The organism is Pseudomonas sp. Marseille-Q5115 (genome assembly GCF_916618905.1).
Taxonomy (GTDB): domain Bacteria; phylum Pseudomonadota; class Gammaproteobacteria; order Pseudomonadales; family Pseudomonadaceae; genus Aquipseudomonas; species Aquipseudomonas japonica_A.
Genome location: NZ_CAKAKI010000001.1, coordinates 1,124,296 through 1,138,192 on the forward strand (window position 1 = coordinate 1,124,296; position 13,897 = coordinate 1,138,192).

At 60.0% G+C, this 13,897-nt stretch carries 12 protein-coding genes; 4 read left to right on the forward strand and 8 right to left on the reverse strand.

Annotation, left to right across the window (positions count from 1 at the left end; genetic code table 11):
• Positions 1-98 precede the first annotated feature (98 nt).
• On the forward strand, positions 99-434 hold the full coding sequence (locus LG385_RS05385) for a hypothetical protein (protein WP_225773001.1): 336 nt from the start codon (positions 99-101) through the stop codon (positions 432-434).
• A gap of 266 nt (positions 435-700) precedes the next feature.
• Here the strand turns inward: LG385_RS05385 and LG385_RS05390 are convergent, their stop codons facing one another.
• The 6 genes from LG385_RS05390 to LG385_RS25420 form a co-directional block, all read right to left on the reverse strand.
• Complete coding sequence (locus LG385_RS05390; protein WP_225773003.1) at positions 701-2,353, reverse strand: AMP-binding protein; 1,653 nt, start codon at positions 2,351-2,353, stop codon at positions 701-703.
• Entirely contained in the window at positions 2,350-3,090 is a 741-nt protein-coding gene (locus LG385_RS05395) for a nitroreductase (RefSeq protein ID WP_225773005.1), read from the reverse strand. Before LG385_RS05395 ends, LG385_RS05390 begins: the two co-directional genes overlap by 4 nt.
• A 10-nt stretch (positions 3,091-3,100) precedes the next feature.
• A complete protein-coding gene (locus LG385_RS05400) occupies positions 3,101-4,489 on the reverse strand; it encodes an MFS transporter (protein ID WP_225773007.1) in 1,389 nt (462 codons plus the stop codon).
• 162 nt (positions 4,490-4,651) lie between these two features.
• Complete coding sequence (locus LG385_RS05405) at positions 4,652-4,888, reverse strand: helix-turn-helix domain-containing protein (protein ID WP_263974676.1); 237 nt, start codon at positions 4,886-4,888, stop codon at positions 4,652-4,654.
• Positions 4,843-5,670, reverse strand: coding sequence for an AraC family transcriptional regulator (locus tag LG385_RS05410; RefSeq protein ID WP_225773012.1), 828 nt, complete (start codon positions 5,668-5,670; stop codon positions 4,843-4,845). Before LG385_RS05410 ends, LG385_RS05405 begins: the two co-directional genes overlap by 46 nt.
• Before the next feature lie 414 nt (positions 5,671-6,084).
• The gene (locus tag LG385_RS25420; protein ID WP_263974677.1) at positions 6,085-8,775 is read right to left on the reverse strand and encodes a M10 family metallopeptidase C-terminal domain-containing protein; all 2,691 of its coding nucleotides are present in this window, start codon (positions 8,773-8,775) and stop codon (positions 6,085-6,087) included.
• 261 nt (positions 8,776-9,036) lie between these two features.
• On the opposite strand from LG385_RS25420, the gene LG385_RS05430 reads away from it, so the two are divergent.
• Complete coding sequence (locus tag LG385_RS05430) at positions 9,037-9,480, forward strand: DoxX family protein (protein WP_225773013.1); 444 nt, start codon at positions 9,037-9,039, stop codon at positions 9,478-9,480.
• 64 nt (positions 9,481-9,544) lie between these two features.
• Complete coding sequence (locus LG385_RS05435) at positions 9,545-10,468, forward strand: NADP-dependent oxidoreductase (RefSeq protein ID WP_225773016.1); 924 nt, start codon at positions 9,545-9,547, stop codon at positions 10,466-10,468.
• A 384-nt stretch (positions 10,469-10,852) separates the two neighbouring features.
• Here LG385_RS05435 and LG385_RS05440 read toward each other — a convergent pair whose 3' ends face one another.
• Both LG385_RS05440 and LG385_RS05445 read right to left on the reverse strand, forming a co-directional pair.
• The gene (locus tag LG385_RS05440) at positions 10,853-11,722 is read right to left on the reverse strand and encodes a helix-turn-helix domain-containing protein (protein WP_225773018.1); all 870 of its coding nucleotides are present in this window, start codon (positions 11,720-11,722) and stop codon (positions 10,853-10,855) included.
• A 179-nt stretch (positions 11,723-11,901) separates the two neighbouring features.
• On the reverse strand, positions 11,902-12,810 hold the full coding sequence (locus LG385_RS05445; protein WP_225773021.1) for a LysR family transcriptional regulator: 909 nt from the start codon (positions 12,808-12,810) through the stop codon (positions 11,902-11,904).
• A 309-nt stretch (positions 12,811-13,119) separates the two neighbouring features.
• On the opposite strand from LG385_RS05445, the gene LG385_RS05450 reads away from it, so the two are divergent.
• Positions 13,120-13,884, forward strand: a complete 765-nt coding sequence (locus LG385_RS05450; RefSeq protein ID WP_225773023.1) for an SDR family NAD(P)-dependent oxidoreductase — start codon at positions 13,120-13,122, stop codon at positions 13,882-13,884.
• Positions 13,885-13,897 lie beyond the last annotated feature (13 nt).

Sequence of the window (13,897 nt, forward strand, 5' to 3'; positions counted from 1 at the left end):
GCACCGTTCAACCGATCCTGAAGCAGGTGGTCTATGATCTGCCGCTGCAGGTACGCCGGCGCTACGCCCCGCTGAAGATTCAACACATTGAGACAGCCATGACCGACCTGACTGAAGCAGAAATGCGCCGCGCCTTGTTTGGCGCCACGGAGGCGCCTGCGCCCACCCATGTACACATTCCCGATCCCATGGACGCTATCCCGGACGTAGTGATCGTGCCGCCGGCGGCCGCGGCGAAAAAACGAAAGGTGGAGAAGGCGTTTACGCCCAGGCTCAGGGTCACCCTGCGGGTCGGGAATGTCTTTGAAGGCCAAAGGCAGGAGCTGATGCATGAAGCGGATACGTTAAGCACGTTGCTGGCCGAACAGGAAGCGGTGAAGGCGGCGCGGAAGAAATTTCGGTATGTGGAGGTGGTTTCAGTTAAGCCTATGTAAGCCTCATCTTCACCGGCGGGAAAAGGTTTCAATACTGGAGTTCAGCGCCGTTCTGCCCAAAAATCAAGCAACAGCTTCACTAATGCTTCTGGTTGCTCCTCCGGTATCCAATGCTTCAAATGCTCACACGGCTCAATGAGATCCCGGGCCAGGATCTTCTTGTGGAACGTGCCTCGCAGGTTCGTGGATGCGCCCAGCCCCGGCAGGTCAGGGGCTCCGTCAGCATACCGCCTTCCTCAAACGTCAAGCCGGGCGATAATCCATCCTCAAGCATGGGAGGCGAGCCTGGAAATCGCTTCCTTGCTTCCCGCTCGCTCACGCAATACGAACTTTTGTATCTTGCCAGTGGCGGTCTTGGGCAACTCCATGAAAATCACTTCGCGCGGGCACTTGAAGCGCGCCAGCCGGGTTTGGCAGAAGGCGATGACCTCGGCCGCACTGGGTGCGGGCACACCGGCTTTGAGCTCGATGAACGCACAAGGCACCTCGCCCCATTTATTGTCCGGCTGCGCGACAACCGCCGCATGCAACACTGCGGGGTGCCCGTGTATGACTTCCTCTACCTCAATCGAAGAAATGTTTTCGCCGCCAGAGATGATCACGTCCTTGGAGCGATCAGTGATCTGCACGTAACCGCCTTCATGAACAACCGCGATGTCACCGGTACGAAACCAGCCGCCGGCAAACGCCTTCGCGGTGGCCTCAGTATTTTTGAGGTAGCCCATCATCACCGTGTTGCCGCGCAGCAGCAGTTCACCGGTAGTCGTGCCATCGTGGGGGACCGGCTCTAGACTGTCAGGATCGGCGACCATCAGCCCTTCGAATGCTGCGGCTCGCGCGCCCTGGCGGACCCTACGGGAACGCTGATCGCTCTCGGGCAATTGGTCCCAACCATCCTGCCAGACGCAGCTCACTGGCGTACCGGAAACCTCGGTGATGCCGTACACGTGATCTACATCGAACCCCTGTGCTACCACGGCGCTGAGCACCGAAGCAGGCGGCGGCGACCCGGCGGTCAGGACGCGCACCGGGCGCTGTAGCGGCGGGCGGTTGGCCGCATCGGCGATCATCGCCATGACAATCGGCGCGGCGCAAAAGTGGTCGACGCCATGTCGCTCGATCGCGTCGAAGACGGCCTCAGCCGAGACTTTGCGCAGGCACACATGGGTCCCGGCGGCTGCGGTGATTGCCCAGGTAAAGCACCAACCATTGGCATGGAACATAGGCAGCGTCCACAGATAGCGAGGCGCGCGGGCCAGGGGCCAGTTGGTCATTTGCAGCAGGCTCATCAGGTAGGTACCGCGGTGGCTGGCTACTACCCCTTTGGGATCGCCGGTAGTGCCGGAGGTGTAGTTAAGTGCGATGGGTTGCCACTCATCCTTGGGCCATACCCCCTCGAATTCAGGATCAGCACTGGCGAGCAACGTCTCGTAACTGAGGACGCCAATAGTCGGCCCCAACGGCGCGTAGGGATCCTCAATGTCGATAATCACTGGGCGCCGTTCGAGTAGCGCCACTGCCGCGGCAGCGACCGTTGCCATCTCGCGATCGACCAACAGCACGCGGGTTTCGGCGTGGCCGAGAATGAAAGCCACTCCCTGTGCATCCAGACGGCAGTTGATGGTGTTGAGCACTGCGCCGGACAATGGCACACCGAAATGTGCCTCCAGCATGGGGGGCGTATTCGGACAGAGGATAGATACGGTCTCCCCAGGCGCTACCCCCAGACGAACCAATGCAGAGGCGAGGCGCAAACAGCGTTCGCGCGTTTGCTGCCAAGTATGGACCAGCTCACCGTATACAATGGCCGGACGCTGTGGATGGACCAACGCCGCCCGATCAAGAAAGCCCAAGGGCGTCAAAGGCAAGTGATTAGCCGTGCATTGCGCTAATCCGTCGTACAGGGCGCTCGGTATCATGGCTGCGTTTCCTTGTTATTGTGATGAAAAGTGGCAAAGCGGCTGACCGGTTCACGCTCGGTCACCAAGCTGTTCTCGATACTGTCCATGTCCGCATAGCCCAAGCTCATTCCGCACACCAGCATCTGCGATGAAGGAATTCCCAACACTTCGCTTATCACGTGGTGATACTTCAGGAATGCCGCTTGCGGGCAGGTGTGCAGGCCTCGACCCCTGGCTGCGATCATCACGCTTTGCAGGAACATCCCGTAGTCCAGCAGGCTACCTTCACCCAGCACCCGGTCGATCGTGAACAGCAGCCCCACGGGCGCATCGAAGAACCGATAGTTGCGCGCGTGCTGCTCATGCATCCGCTGCTTGTCACCCTTGGTGATGCCCAACAGCCCATACAGCTGCCAGCCGACCTGTCTTCTGCGGTCGATATAGGGCGAAGTCCATTCCCTTGGGTAGTACTCGTATGGGTCCGGCAGCGCCAAATCATGGTTGGGATCGTTATCAATGTCGGCAATAGCTGCCGACAAACGCTCTTTTATTTCGCCAGTGACCACATGCACACGCCAAGGCTGCATATTCACGCCTGTCGCGCTAAAGCGTGCCACCTCCAGAATGGCTTCGATATCTGCCTTGTTCACCGGTGTAGGCTCAAAGGCCCGGATACTTCTCCGCGAGGCAATCGCCCAGTCGACCGCTTCGTTCAGGAGCCTAGGGTCAAGGGGGGGGCTTGAGGTTCGGTTCATGAAGGTCCTGTCAGATCAGTTCAGTGGAGTCGCGCTTGAGTGGCGCTGTAGCGCAAGCAGCCGACCCGGCCTGAGGATGTCGCACCGCTGATGAGTCGGCCAGCGACTGTCTGATCAGCGATACTGCGGCTGCGCCGATGAGCCCGGCCAAGGCGATGGCCAGGAAGTTATGCTCCAAGGGCAGTTGCATCGAGATCAGCCAGCCAATAAGCACCGGCGCCACAATGGCCCCTGTCCTTCCGATGCCCGAGGCGAAACCGACCCCGGTGGCACGAACGGTGGAGGGATAGAAATCGCCTGCATAAGCGTAGGCCAACAGCTGCGCGCCCAGAGTGGAGGCGCCAACGATGAACACCATGGGGTACAGCAGCGTGGTGGAACGGGTGTAGCCCAACAGGGCGAGGGATACTGTCCCGACCAGGTAGAAACTGAACAGCACGCGCTTGATATTAAGCCGGTCACCCAGCCAGCCGCCGCCCAGTGCGCCTGCGATGGCGCCGAGATTGAACACGATGACGAAATTGAGCGCAGAGCCGAGACTGAAGCCTGCCATCGCCATCAGCTTGGTCAGCCATGAGTTCAACGCATAGACCATGAACAAGCCGGTGATGAATGCGGCCCAGATCATCAGGGTGCTGAAGGCGCGGCCGTCGCTGAAGAGGTTGCGTACAGGCTGGTCCTGCTTGTTGACGATAGCCGGATTGCCCACCATGAGGTCGTCATCACGGATGACCATCTGAGGTGCCAGTTGCCTGGCCACTTGGCGAAGCTCAGCCTGGCGACCGTGCTTAAGCATGTAGCCGATGGCGTCTGGCATGGTCATGAGGATAAAAGGCACCAGCAGCACCGGCAGTCCGGCAACATAGAACACCCACTGCCAGCCGTGGCTCTCGATCAACTGCTTGGCCGTCAGGGCCACGAGGATGCCGCCCACCGAATAGCCCGCGAAAACCAGCGTCACAAGGCGCGTGCGTAGCTTGATCGGTGAGAACTCCCCCATCTGCGCGGTGCAGATCGGCAGTACACCGCCAATGCCAAGGCCGGCCACGAAGCGCATGAAACTGAAGCTGGCAGGATCCTTCGTCAGCCCGGCGCCGGCGGTAAACAGGCTGAAGAGCACCACGCAGATGGCCGTCATACGTGGACGGCCGATGCGATCGGCCAAGGTGCCCAAAAAGATCGCACCCAGCATGGTCCCAAACAGCGCCGAACCGGCCATCATGCCGGCGCTGGTGGCATCAATGTTCATGTCCTTCATGATCGCCGGCAGCGCCGCGCCCACCACGGCGAGGTCATAGCCATCGATGATGAGGATCAGCATGCACCAGAACAGGATGAGGCCGTGCAAGCGGTTGAATCTGGACTGGCCGGTTAGCGCATAGACGTTGACTGGCGGCATGGCGGGTCTTCTTATTGTTGTTTTAAGGAACTGCACGTGCCCGCTTGCGAGCAAGCCCTGCTGCAAGAGGGACGGGAGAAATCCTAAGCGCGGTCGCCCTTGCAGCAAATGCCCGGAAACATCGTTTTGCGTGACCTGTGCGGTCACTGTCGGCGCTGATGGTTAGTTTTCGTCGGCGCTGGAGCGCCGATAAGCGCCGGGGCTGACGCCGGTCCACTTCTTGAACGCACGGTGAAAGGCGCTGGCTTCCTGAAAGCCGGTTTGCTCGGCCACTTGGATAACCGTCAGGTCGTCACGGGAAAGCAGGTTGATCGCCATGTCGCGACGCAGGAAATCCTTGACGCGCTGGTAGTTCAGGCCCTCCTGCGCGAGCCTGCGTTGCAGTGAGGAATTGGACATGCCAAGCGTCCTGGCGATGCCGCCCAGCTCTGGCCAGCGCTCGGGGCTCTGGTCGCGCAGCAATTGCCGATGCGCGCACTCATGCTCTCGCTGTTGCGGTACTTGACCAACAACGATCCAGGCGATTCACGCATGAACGCGTTCAGCGTGGCAGGCGTCTGCAATACTTCCCCCTCAAGCAGGCTGCGCTCCAGACGCACCACGGTCTGAGGCGCGCCAAACGCTATGCGCTCACAAAAGCGCATGCGGTAGTCACTGTCGTCCACCGGCCTGGCCGGGCGAAATTGCAGGCTGTGGATAGGCAGGCGCCGGTTGCCGAGCCAGCACAGCAGACCATGGACCAGGATAAGCCAGGTGCCGTAGCTGAACAGCCGACGCTCTATGCCGTGATCATGAATGATCAGCAGCGCGAACTCGCCTTCGTAGCGCAACTCGCCGTAGATGTCGTCGAGTACCAATCGGAGAAACGACAATGCACGGCGCAGGGCCTGATCGAGTGAGTCGCTGCCAAGGGCAGCGTGGCACATCATACGGAAGCTGCCGCGGCGCATCGGGTGGCTATCGCTGCCAAAAAACTCGTCATCCAGTAGATCGGACAACACCACCCATAGCCGCGAAAACACCTTGGCCGAGATGCGCGCATTGGGTGCTTGCAGCAAAGCGGGGTCAATGTTCGCTTGGGTCAGCAGGCCATTGATGTCATAGCCACGCTCACGGGCGCCCGCAAGGGCCTCATGCACCAAGGCGATGGATGTGGTTCCTTTGTCAGCACTCTGCTGCATCACCGCTTCGTCCTGATACGAGGTGTTGACATGATATTCCAGTGCTACACGTTTGCTATGCGCAGCGACTGGCAATGTCCTAGCTACGGTTGCGTGAAGTCAAACAAACATTGAGTCCCTTACGCGACAGCTATGGCTGGATTGCGGCCACCTTCCATTGTTGTTTGGCCCTGATATGTCGGGATTCAACATAACGCCCGCTCCCTAAGGCCTGAACAGGACGGGCCAGTACGCGCCGCCGAGCGCAGGAAAGGGCGACTATCCACTGTGATAGCTGCTGCGATGGCCAATTGCAGCCAAAGCTGTCCGGCTGATAGGGTCGGAAGCTATTTTTTAGCCAAGGCCAGCTTCCGCCCCAACGCAGCTCTGAACGCTTTAGTACTGTTTGGAAGCGTCCACACCTTCGCTCGACATCTACACCCCCAACAATGTCAGCTCAGGATTTGCCTCGGCGAAGACGAACTGGCCCGCGCCCAGGTCGTGGCTGTGGTCTCCGCTCAAGGCGATCTCGAAGTGCTGGCCTTGAGTAGAGGTGAAGTTCTGAACATAGGTGCGGTCAAGCTCCGCGTTATAGCTGACCTTGAGCGTGCCGTCGTTACCGTTGCCCAGTCCCGTGTAACCCAGGGCAGACACATCGATCAAATCTCGGCTGGCGGAAAAGTCGGTGATCAGGTCGCTGGCGCCGCTCAGGCTGTCGGCGCTGCTGATAAAGCCGAAGGTATCGGCGCCCGAACCCCCGGTGAGCTGGTCCGCCCCAGTGCCTCCCGTCAGGCTATCGTCACCGGCGCCGCCGCTGAGCAGGTCGTTGCCGCTACCACCCGCCAACGTATCGTTGCCGCTCCCGCCGTCCAGCGTATCGGTACCCGCATTGCCGTTCAGGGTATCGTTACCCGCCTCGCCACGTAGGTTGTCATTGCCTGCCAAGCCGCTGATGCGATCATCGCTGAAGTACCCGACGATAGTGTCGTTCCTGGTAGTCGGCGAATCGATGACCCAATTGTCGTAGCTGGCAGGTTGCTCATTGAAGTGGGTGGCTACCGGATCGCCGAAGCGGATCGCCGCATCATTGATGTCATTGGCGTGTTCCAGCACCAGTTTGAAGTAATTGCCGTTAGCGTCCGGGTCCAGCGATTGCAGCACCATGGCGCCTGTGTCGCCCAACTGCGTGGCCTGAAGGGTGCCATCGTGGCCATTCCCCAGCTTGCTGAAGCCCAGTGCGGACAGGTCCAGGACGTCCTGGCGGTAGTCGAAATCCGTAATCGTGTCGCTGAAATCCACGCCGCGCGTGTCGTTGGCGTAGCTGTCGCGCAGGGCAGTGAACACGAAGGTATCCGCGCCGGTGCCACCGGTGAGATCATCAGCGCCGGCGCCCCCGATCAGGTAGTCGCTGCCGCCGCCGGCGTTCAGGGTGTCGCGCCCATTCAGGCCTGCAAGCGTTTCGCTGGCATCGGTGCCGCTTAGGGTGTCTTTGCCGCTGGTGCCCTGGAGCAGCGTTTCGAAATCAGTAGCGCTCAACTGGCCGACGTAGTTGCCGGCCAGCGTCAGCTGGAAATAGTGGCCATTGACGTCGGCGTCCAGGCTTTGCAGGTAGGTGCGGTCCAGGCTGGCGTTGTAGGTCATGCGCAGCGTACCGTCGTGGCCATCGCCCAGACCGGAATAGCCAAGCCTGGCCACATCGAGCTTGTCCTCGCCGGGCTTGAAGTCGGTGATCAGGTCGCTGGCGCCGCGCACGCTGTCACTGGCCTGGGTGTAGCGGAAGGTGTCCGCACCCGCGCCGCCGGTAAGCCGGTCACTGCCCGCGCCGCCGTACAGCAGGTCATCATAGGCGCCGCCGATCAGGCGATCATTGCCGCCGCCGCCGTAGAGCAGGGTATCGGCTGGATCAATCGCGGTCAGGGTGTTGCTGCTGGCCGTGCCGGTGATCACCAACCCGGCGTGGTTGCCTGAGGCGCCGCTGCCTTCGCCGTAGAGCACCGTGGCAGGCTCGTCCAGTCGGCTGAGGTAGTTATCGAACACGGTATTGTGGTCAACCAGGCTTTCGTTGGACTCGGTCACGGCGTAGCTGGCGTTGCCACCCGTGATGATGTTGTTGTACACCTCATTGCCGTATGTCCAATCCGTCGCGGTAACATCCTTGTCGTCCGAGCCCTGTATCGTAATTTCCGCGTTGCCATGGCTCACGGCGTTGTTGTAGAGGGTATTGCCAGCGATGGTGAGCCCTTTGCTACCGATCAGGCCTATGCCTGCTTCGCCATTATCGTGCACGGTGACGCCGCTCACGCGACTGAACTCAGTCAGTTTGAGCGCCAGGCCTTCCTCCCCATTGCCATACAGCTCGCCATCGGTAACCTGCACCTCGTCGTCTGTCTCAGCGCCTTCTGCGCCCTGAACGAGAATACCGTGCCCTCCGTTATTGATGGCGTCGTTGTCGGCGAGGCTGGTCTGGTAGTTGTCGAGCAGCACAGTGAAGCCGTTGCGGCCGTTGTTCTCGCTGAGGTTGTCCTGGAAGCCGCCAGCGTCGAAGTACGGGTTGCCCACGCTGGCCAGGTTGGCATAGAAGCCATCGAGGCCGTTGCCCCTGGCCACGCTGTCGGTCACGCTGAGGCCATAGGTGTTTTCCTGGGCATTGAGCCCGTTGCCGCTGCAATTGACCAGCGCCACGCCACTGACGGTGACCAGCGTGTCAGGGTTGTCCCGGTAGTTTTCACCGCCGGTGGTAAAGCCATCCACGCGGCCGCTGGTGTTAGCACTGTTGCCGTCGATGGTGAGGTCCTTCAGGCCAGATTCCTGTGTTTCGCCAGCGGTTCGCACCATACTCACGGCCTGGTCCGAGCCATCAGCCAGCTTGATGCTGGTCGCGTCGGCCCCATCGCCGCCAAGGGTGATCCGGCTACCAATCCGCAGGCAGGTGTCGTCGGCCCACTTGGGGTTACTGCTGACGATGTAGGTACCCTCAGGCAGGTAAACCTGGGCATCGATGATCTCGTCAGCAGAGCCAATGGCAGCACTGGCCGCATCGATGGCTTTCTGAATCGCCAGGGTATCGTCGGTGACGCCATCGCCGACGGCGCCATAGTCTTGTACGTTGTAATAGATAGTGGTCATTGGTTCTCCTAGAGGCAACAGGCAGCTCCTTGGGTACCTATCCACCGCCGGCGTGACCCGGCTTGTGTATAGGAGGCGATACAAAGGTAGCTCACGTTGGCCACTGGAGTGTCGATTGACGGAACCAGACGATGCGCATTGCCGTTCGATTTTGTCGAACCTAACCTTCGATATCAGGCATCTATTTAGATAAGAAAACTCAGTGCAGACTCCTCCTCAATGCGGCCCACCAGGGTGGTGAGCTCCTCAGGAGAAACAGTCATGACTCAAGCAATCGCAAACGCCAACCGCACTTCTCACAGCCAGACCCTTACCACCGGCACCCTCTACGCCTCGGCTGCGCTAACAGGCCGTGTTCTGTTGAGTACCATTTTCCTGCTCTCTGGCATCAGTAAGCTCAGCGCGCCGGCTGGCATGATCGGGTACATCGAATCGGTCGGCCTGCCATTCCCCACGGTGGCATTGGCAATTGCCATTTTGGTTGAACTGGTCGGTAGCATCGCGCTGATCCTGGGATACCGCACACGTCTGGTAGCCGCCGGGCTTGCCGTCTTCAGCGTGGCCACCGCGCTTGCGTTCCACAATCAGCTGAGCGACCAGAACCAGTTCATCCATTTCTTCAAGAACCTTGCCATGGCGGGTGGGTTGCTGCAGGTCGCCGCCTTCGGCGCCGGGCGGTTCAGCCTGGATGCACGTCGCGGCTAGTACCTTCAATCCGTCCAATGCCCGGCGCAGGCTCCCTGCTAGCGCACTAAAATCGAGGTGAAACATGAAAGCGATTCGCGTAGCCCAGTACGGGCAGTTCAAAGGTTTTGTGTTCGAGGACTTGCCATCACCTGTGCCCGGCAAGGGTGAGGTTTTAATCAAGGTGGCCGGCAGTGGAGTGAACCCGGTCGACTGGAAGGTATTGTCCGGCGCCATGAAAGCCTTTATCCCGCTTGAGCTGCCGTTTACTCCGGGGGTCGAAGTGGCCGGCCGAGTTATGGCACTAGGGGAGGGCGTGAGCACTCTTTCAGTTGGAGACGAGGTTTTCGGCTTCATCAATATCGTCGGAGGATATGCTACCGAGGTAGTCGCCAGTGCCGATCGTCTTGCACACAGGCCAAATCAGCTAACGGCGCTGCAGGCCAGCGGTGTACCGGCGGTTTCGCTGACGGCCTGGCAGGCCTTGCACGAACATTCGCAGATCAAAGCCGGCCAACGGGTATTGATTCATGGCGCTGCGGGAGGCGTTGGAAGCATCGCTGTTCAACTGGCGCGCATCGCCGGCGCGACTGTCATTGCCACTGCATCAGCAGCAAATCACGACTATCTCCAGAAACTGGGTGCCTCGCAGTTGATCGATTACACCCAGACGCGATTCGAAACCGTTGTGGAACCGGTCGATGTGGTTCTCGATCTGGTGGGCGGGGACACTCAAACCCGCTCCTGGGCTGTGCTCAAGCCTGGCGGTGTGCTGGTATCTCCAGTGAGTCCCCCTGACGCCAACCAGGCAATGGCTGCCAACGCAACAGGCAAGCATTTCGCTACGCGCTCTGACGCAGCCCAACTCAATAACATCGCTGGGCTGTTTGAAAGCGGTGAACTCACAATCGAAGTGCACGTACTGCCCTTGTCCGAGGCCGAGGAAGCATTGCGCAAGAGTATGGGGCGACACCTGCAGGGTAAGCTGGTCCTGGACGCTAGCCTTTGATAGCACCGCAAACCGAGCAGGCCGGGCTGATGCCCGGCTTTTTTCTGCGCAAATATCCAACATTGCCCGCAATGCCTCAACAGACCTCTGGTTGCATGTGCGACATGCTGAGCTCACCTTTCTCCCCTGAGGACACTGCCATGCGCCGTTACGAAAAATGCGACTTCCCCTTGGCTGAGACCCGCCGTCACTTGGAGACTGGCCCTATCGTGCTGGTCAGCTCATGCTGGCTTGTTCATCTGGGAGGTGGTGAAAGGCCATGTCGCCCCTGCCGTTCGCGAGCCGGCGACGTTGCATTATGCCGGGCAAGGGCGCTTCCGCGTGGCCGGCCGGGTGCTTGATATGTCCCCATGCTTCAAGCCCGAGAACCTTTGAAATGTGCCCTCACGCCTGGCGATAAGCGCTAGGCGTGACGCCTACCTCCCGGCGAAATACTTGCGAGAAATGGCTGGGGCTCGAATAGCCGACTTCCAACCCGACATCGATGATGCTGCGGTCCGTCTCCAGCAAAAGATGCCGGGCGCGGTTCATCCGCAGACGAATGAAGTATTGGGAAGGCGACAGCCCGGTAGCGCGCTTGAACATCCGGCTGAAGTGGTACTCGCTCAGCTCCCCCACTCGTGCAAGATGGGCAAGAGAAAAATCTTGGGCCAAACCCTCGGTCATCGCCGCAATCACGCGGCGCAGTTTATACGCCTGCAATGCGTTGGTGCGCTGGCCGCGGCTCTCTGGATCGAGGTAGCGGCGAACCAGGTGCACAGCTAACGCCTGGGCAAGGCTACGGGTGTAAAGGGCGCTGGGCTTGCGCTCGTCGATGAGCTCTAGGCGTAGTTGCTCCAGGATGAGACTCACCCGCTCATCCTTGGCTCCGGAGACATCCAGGAATGTAACCGGGCTGGCATGCTCCCCCAGTACGTCACGCGCGGCATGGTCGATCAACGGAAGGCTCAGGTACAGGTGCATGACCTCGAAGGTGTCGCAACCTTGGGTCTGCCAGCGCATCTCGTAGGGCTCGCTGGTATTGGTCAGAAAGAAGTCGCCCGTCTTGACGTCGGAAACCTCCCATTCCCCGCCCAGTACGCGCTCTTCAACCCGCGCCGCGCCACTTAATACCCATACCAGGAGAGGCTCAACCACGGCGGGTACCAAAATGGGGGCGATAACACTCTGATGGCTAAACCGTAGGACCACTAAATCCTGGGTTTGCGCGCCGGGCTGCGATGCCCGCCCCGTACCGGGCAGGTAACGCAGCATCGATTCACCTGTAATGCGCAAGGCGTTGCATTCAGCGAGGTTTGCGGGATCAACTGGGCGCACAGGGGGCACCATCAACAGCACCTTCTGATAAGGGTTTGGGTCGATAGAGTAACGCAGCGGTCGTGTCGAGCAAGGTCAGGTCAGGTTACATCGACTGTTATGTTCGAATTTTTAGACTATCCCGTCTCGCTTGCTTGCGATTTGAAGCGCTCAATCAGCCAGGATGCTGCAGGTCCCGGCGGGGTATCGGCGCGGTAGATAATATCGAAGGTATAATCTCCGCCCGGGCAATCGGGCAGATCAAGATGGACGAGGCGCCCGCTGGCCAAGTCGTCGCGGACCATGTCGATCGGCATGTTGCCCCAACCGATTCCTTCGCAAAGCAGCATATGCTTGGCGCCGAGATCTGCCAGTTGCCAGGTGCGTGTACCGACCACGGCAAACTGTTGATCCCCGGTGAGTTGTGAGCGGTCAGTAAGGACCAGCTGTATATGCCCCCGGCCTGCACCTGGCGGGTGGGGACCTGGTCGCGCCAGTGGATGCTCGGGGGCGGCGACTGGCACAAGAACCACACTGCCTAACCCGATGCGTTCGATACCGCTGATGCTATTGGTCAGTGGGCCGCTTACACCTAAGGTTGCACTTCGGTCGAGTACCCTTTGTGTAACTGCACCCAGAGCTTCGATATGCAGGTGCAGTGAAACGGTAGGGAATTCCTCACGAAAGGCCCTGAGTGCATCCACTATCCTGCCCCGGGGCAACATCACGTCAAGCACCAGATGCACCTCAGCTTCCAAGCCTTGCAGCAATCCGCGGACTTTAGCTCGCAACCCGTCGATGCCGTTATAGATAGTACGAGCTTCCGCCAGCACAGTGCGGCCAGCGTCTGTCAGTTGCGGTTTGCGCGTCTTCTTGCGATCAAACAGGCTGACCCCTAACTGCATTTCCAGGTTGGCGATGGAGTAGCTGACCACTGATGTAGCGCGGTGCAGCTTACGTGCCGCGCCGGCGAAACTGCCAACGTCTACCACCGTAAGAAATACTCGAAGCTGATCGAGCGTAGGGGTACCTGGACCTGAGGTCATTTCTTATTTCTCGAATGTTTCGATGCATATTATCCGGGCGTTTCTAATAAAACACTCGGCTCAGAGTGACCCACATTGGCTGATTCATCGAACTCAGCATTCTTGCTTGATAGCTTCGGACCAGCAGCCCTCGCTCCTGACTACCCGGCTAACGCATGTAGCGCCTACAGCGCAAAACCGCGACAGCCTGCGCAATGTCCCCAAAGCACCTCCGCCTGCGATGCGCGACAGTGAAGCCGTCGATAACAACAGCGCCTCACGGCGCCGGGCCTGTGGATTTCCCGCCGGCCCGCTACGCAGGAGAGGATCATGACCGATATCAACCACACCATCCCTAACGAAGTCGAAGGCAAGGTCGCGCTGGTCACCGGGGCCGCGAGCGGCATCGGCAAGGCTATCGCCCTGATGCTTCATGCCCGCGGTGCCAAGGTCGTCGCCGAAGACCTGAACCCGGCCGTCGAATCACTGGCCCGCCCTGGTCTGGTGCCTCTGGTGGCCGACATCTCCGAGGACGGCGCCGCCGAGCGGGCAGTGGGCCTGGCCGTGCAGGAATTCGGTCGGCTGGACATCCTGGTCAACAATGCCGGGATCATCATCAACAAGCTGGTCATCGACATGACCCGCGAGGACTGGGAGCGCATCCAGGCGGTCAACGCTACTGCAGCGTTCCTCCATTGCCGTGAAGCGGTCAAGGCGATGATGCCCAACAAGTCCGGTGCCATCGTCAACATCGCTTCCTACGCGTCCTACTTCGCGTTCCCGACCATCGCCGCCTATACCGCCTCCAAGGGCGCGCTGGCGCAACTGACCCGTACCCTCGCACTCGAGGCGATTGAGCATGGCATTCGCGTCAACGCCATTGGCGTCGGTGATGTGGTCACCAACATCCTCAACGACGTGGTGGAGGATGGCCCTGGCTTCCTGGCGCAGCACGGCGAAGCCGCGCCGATCGGCCGCGCCGCCCAGCCTGAGGAGATCGCCGAGGTGGTGGCCTTCCTGGCTTCCGACCGCGCCAGCTTCATGGTGGGCGCCGTGGTGATGGCCGATGGCGGCATGACAGTGACTGCTGGCTGAACCTGACCGAGCA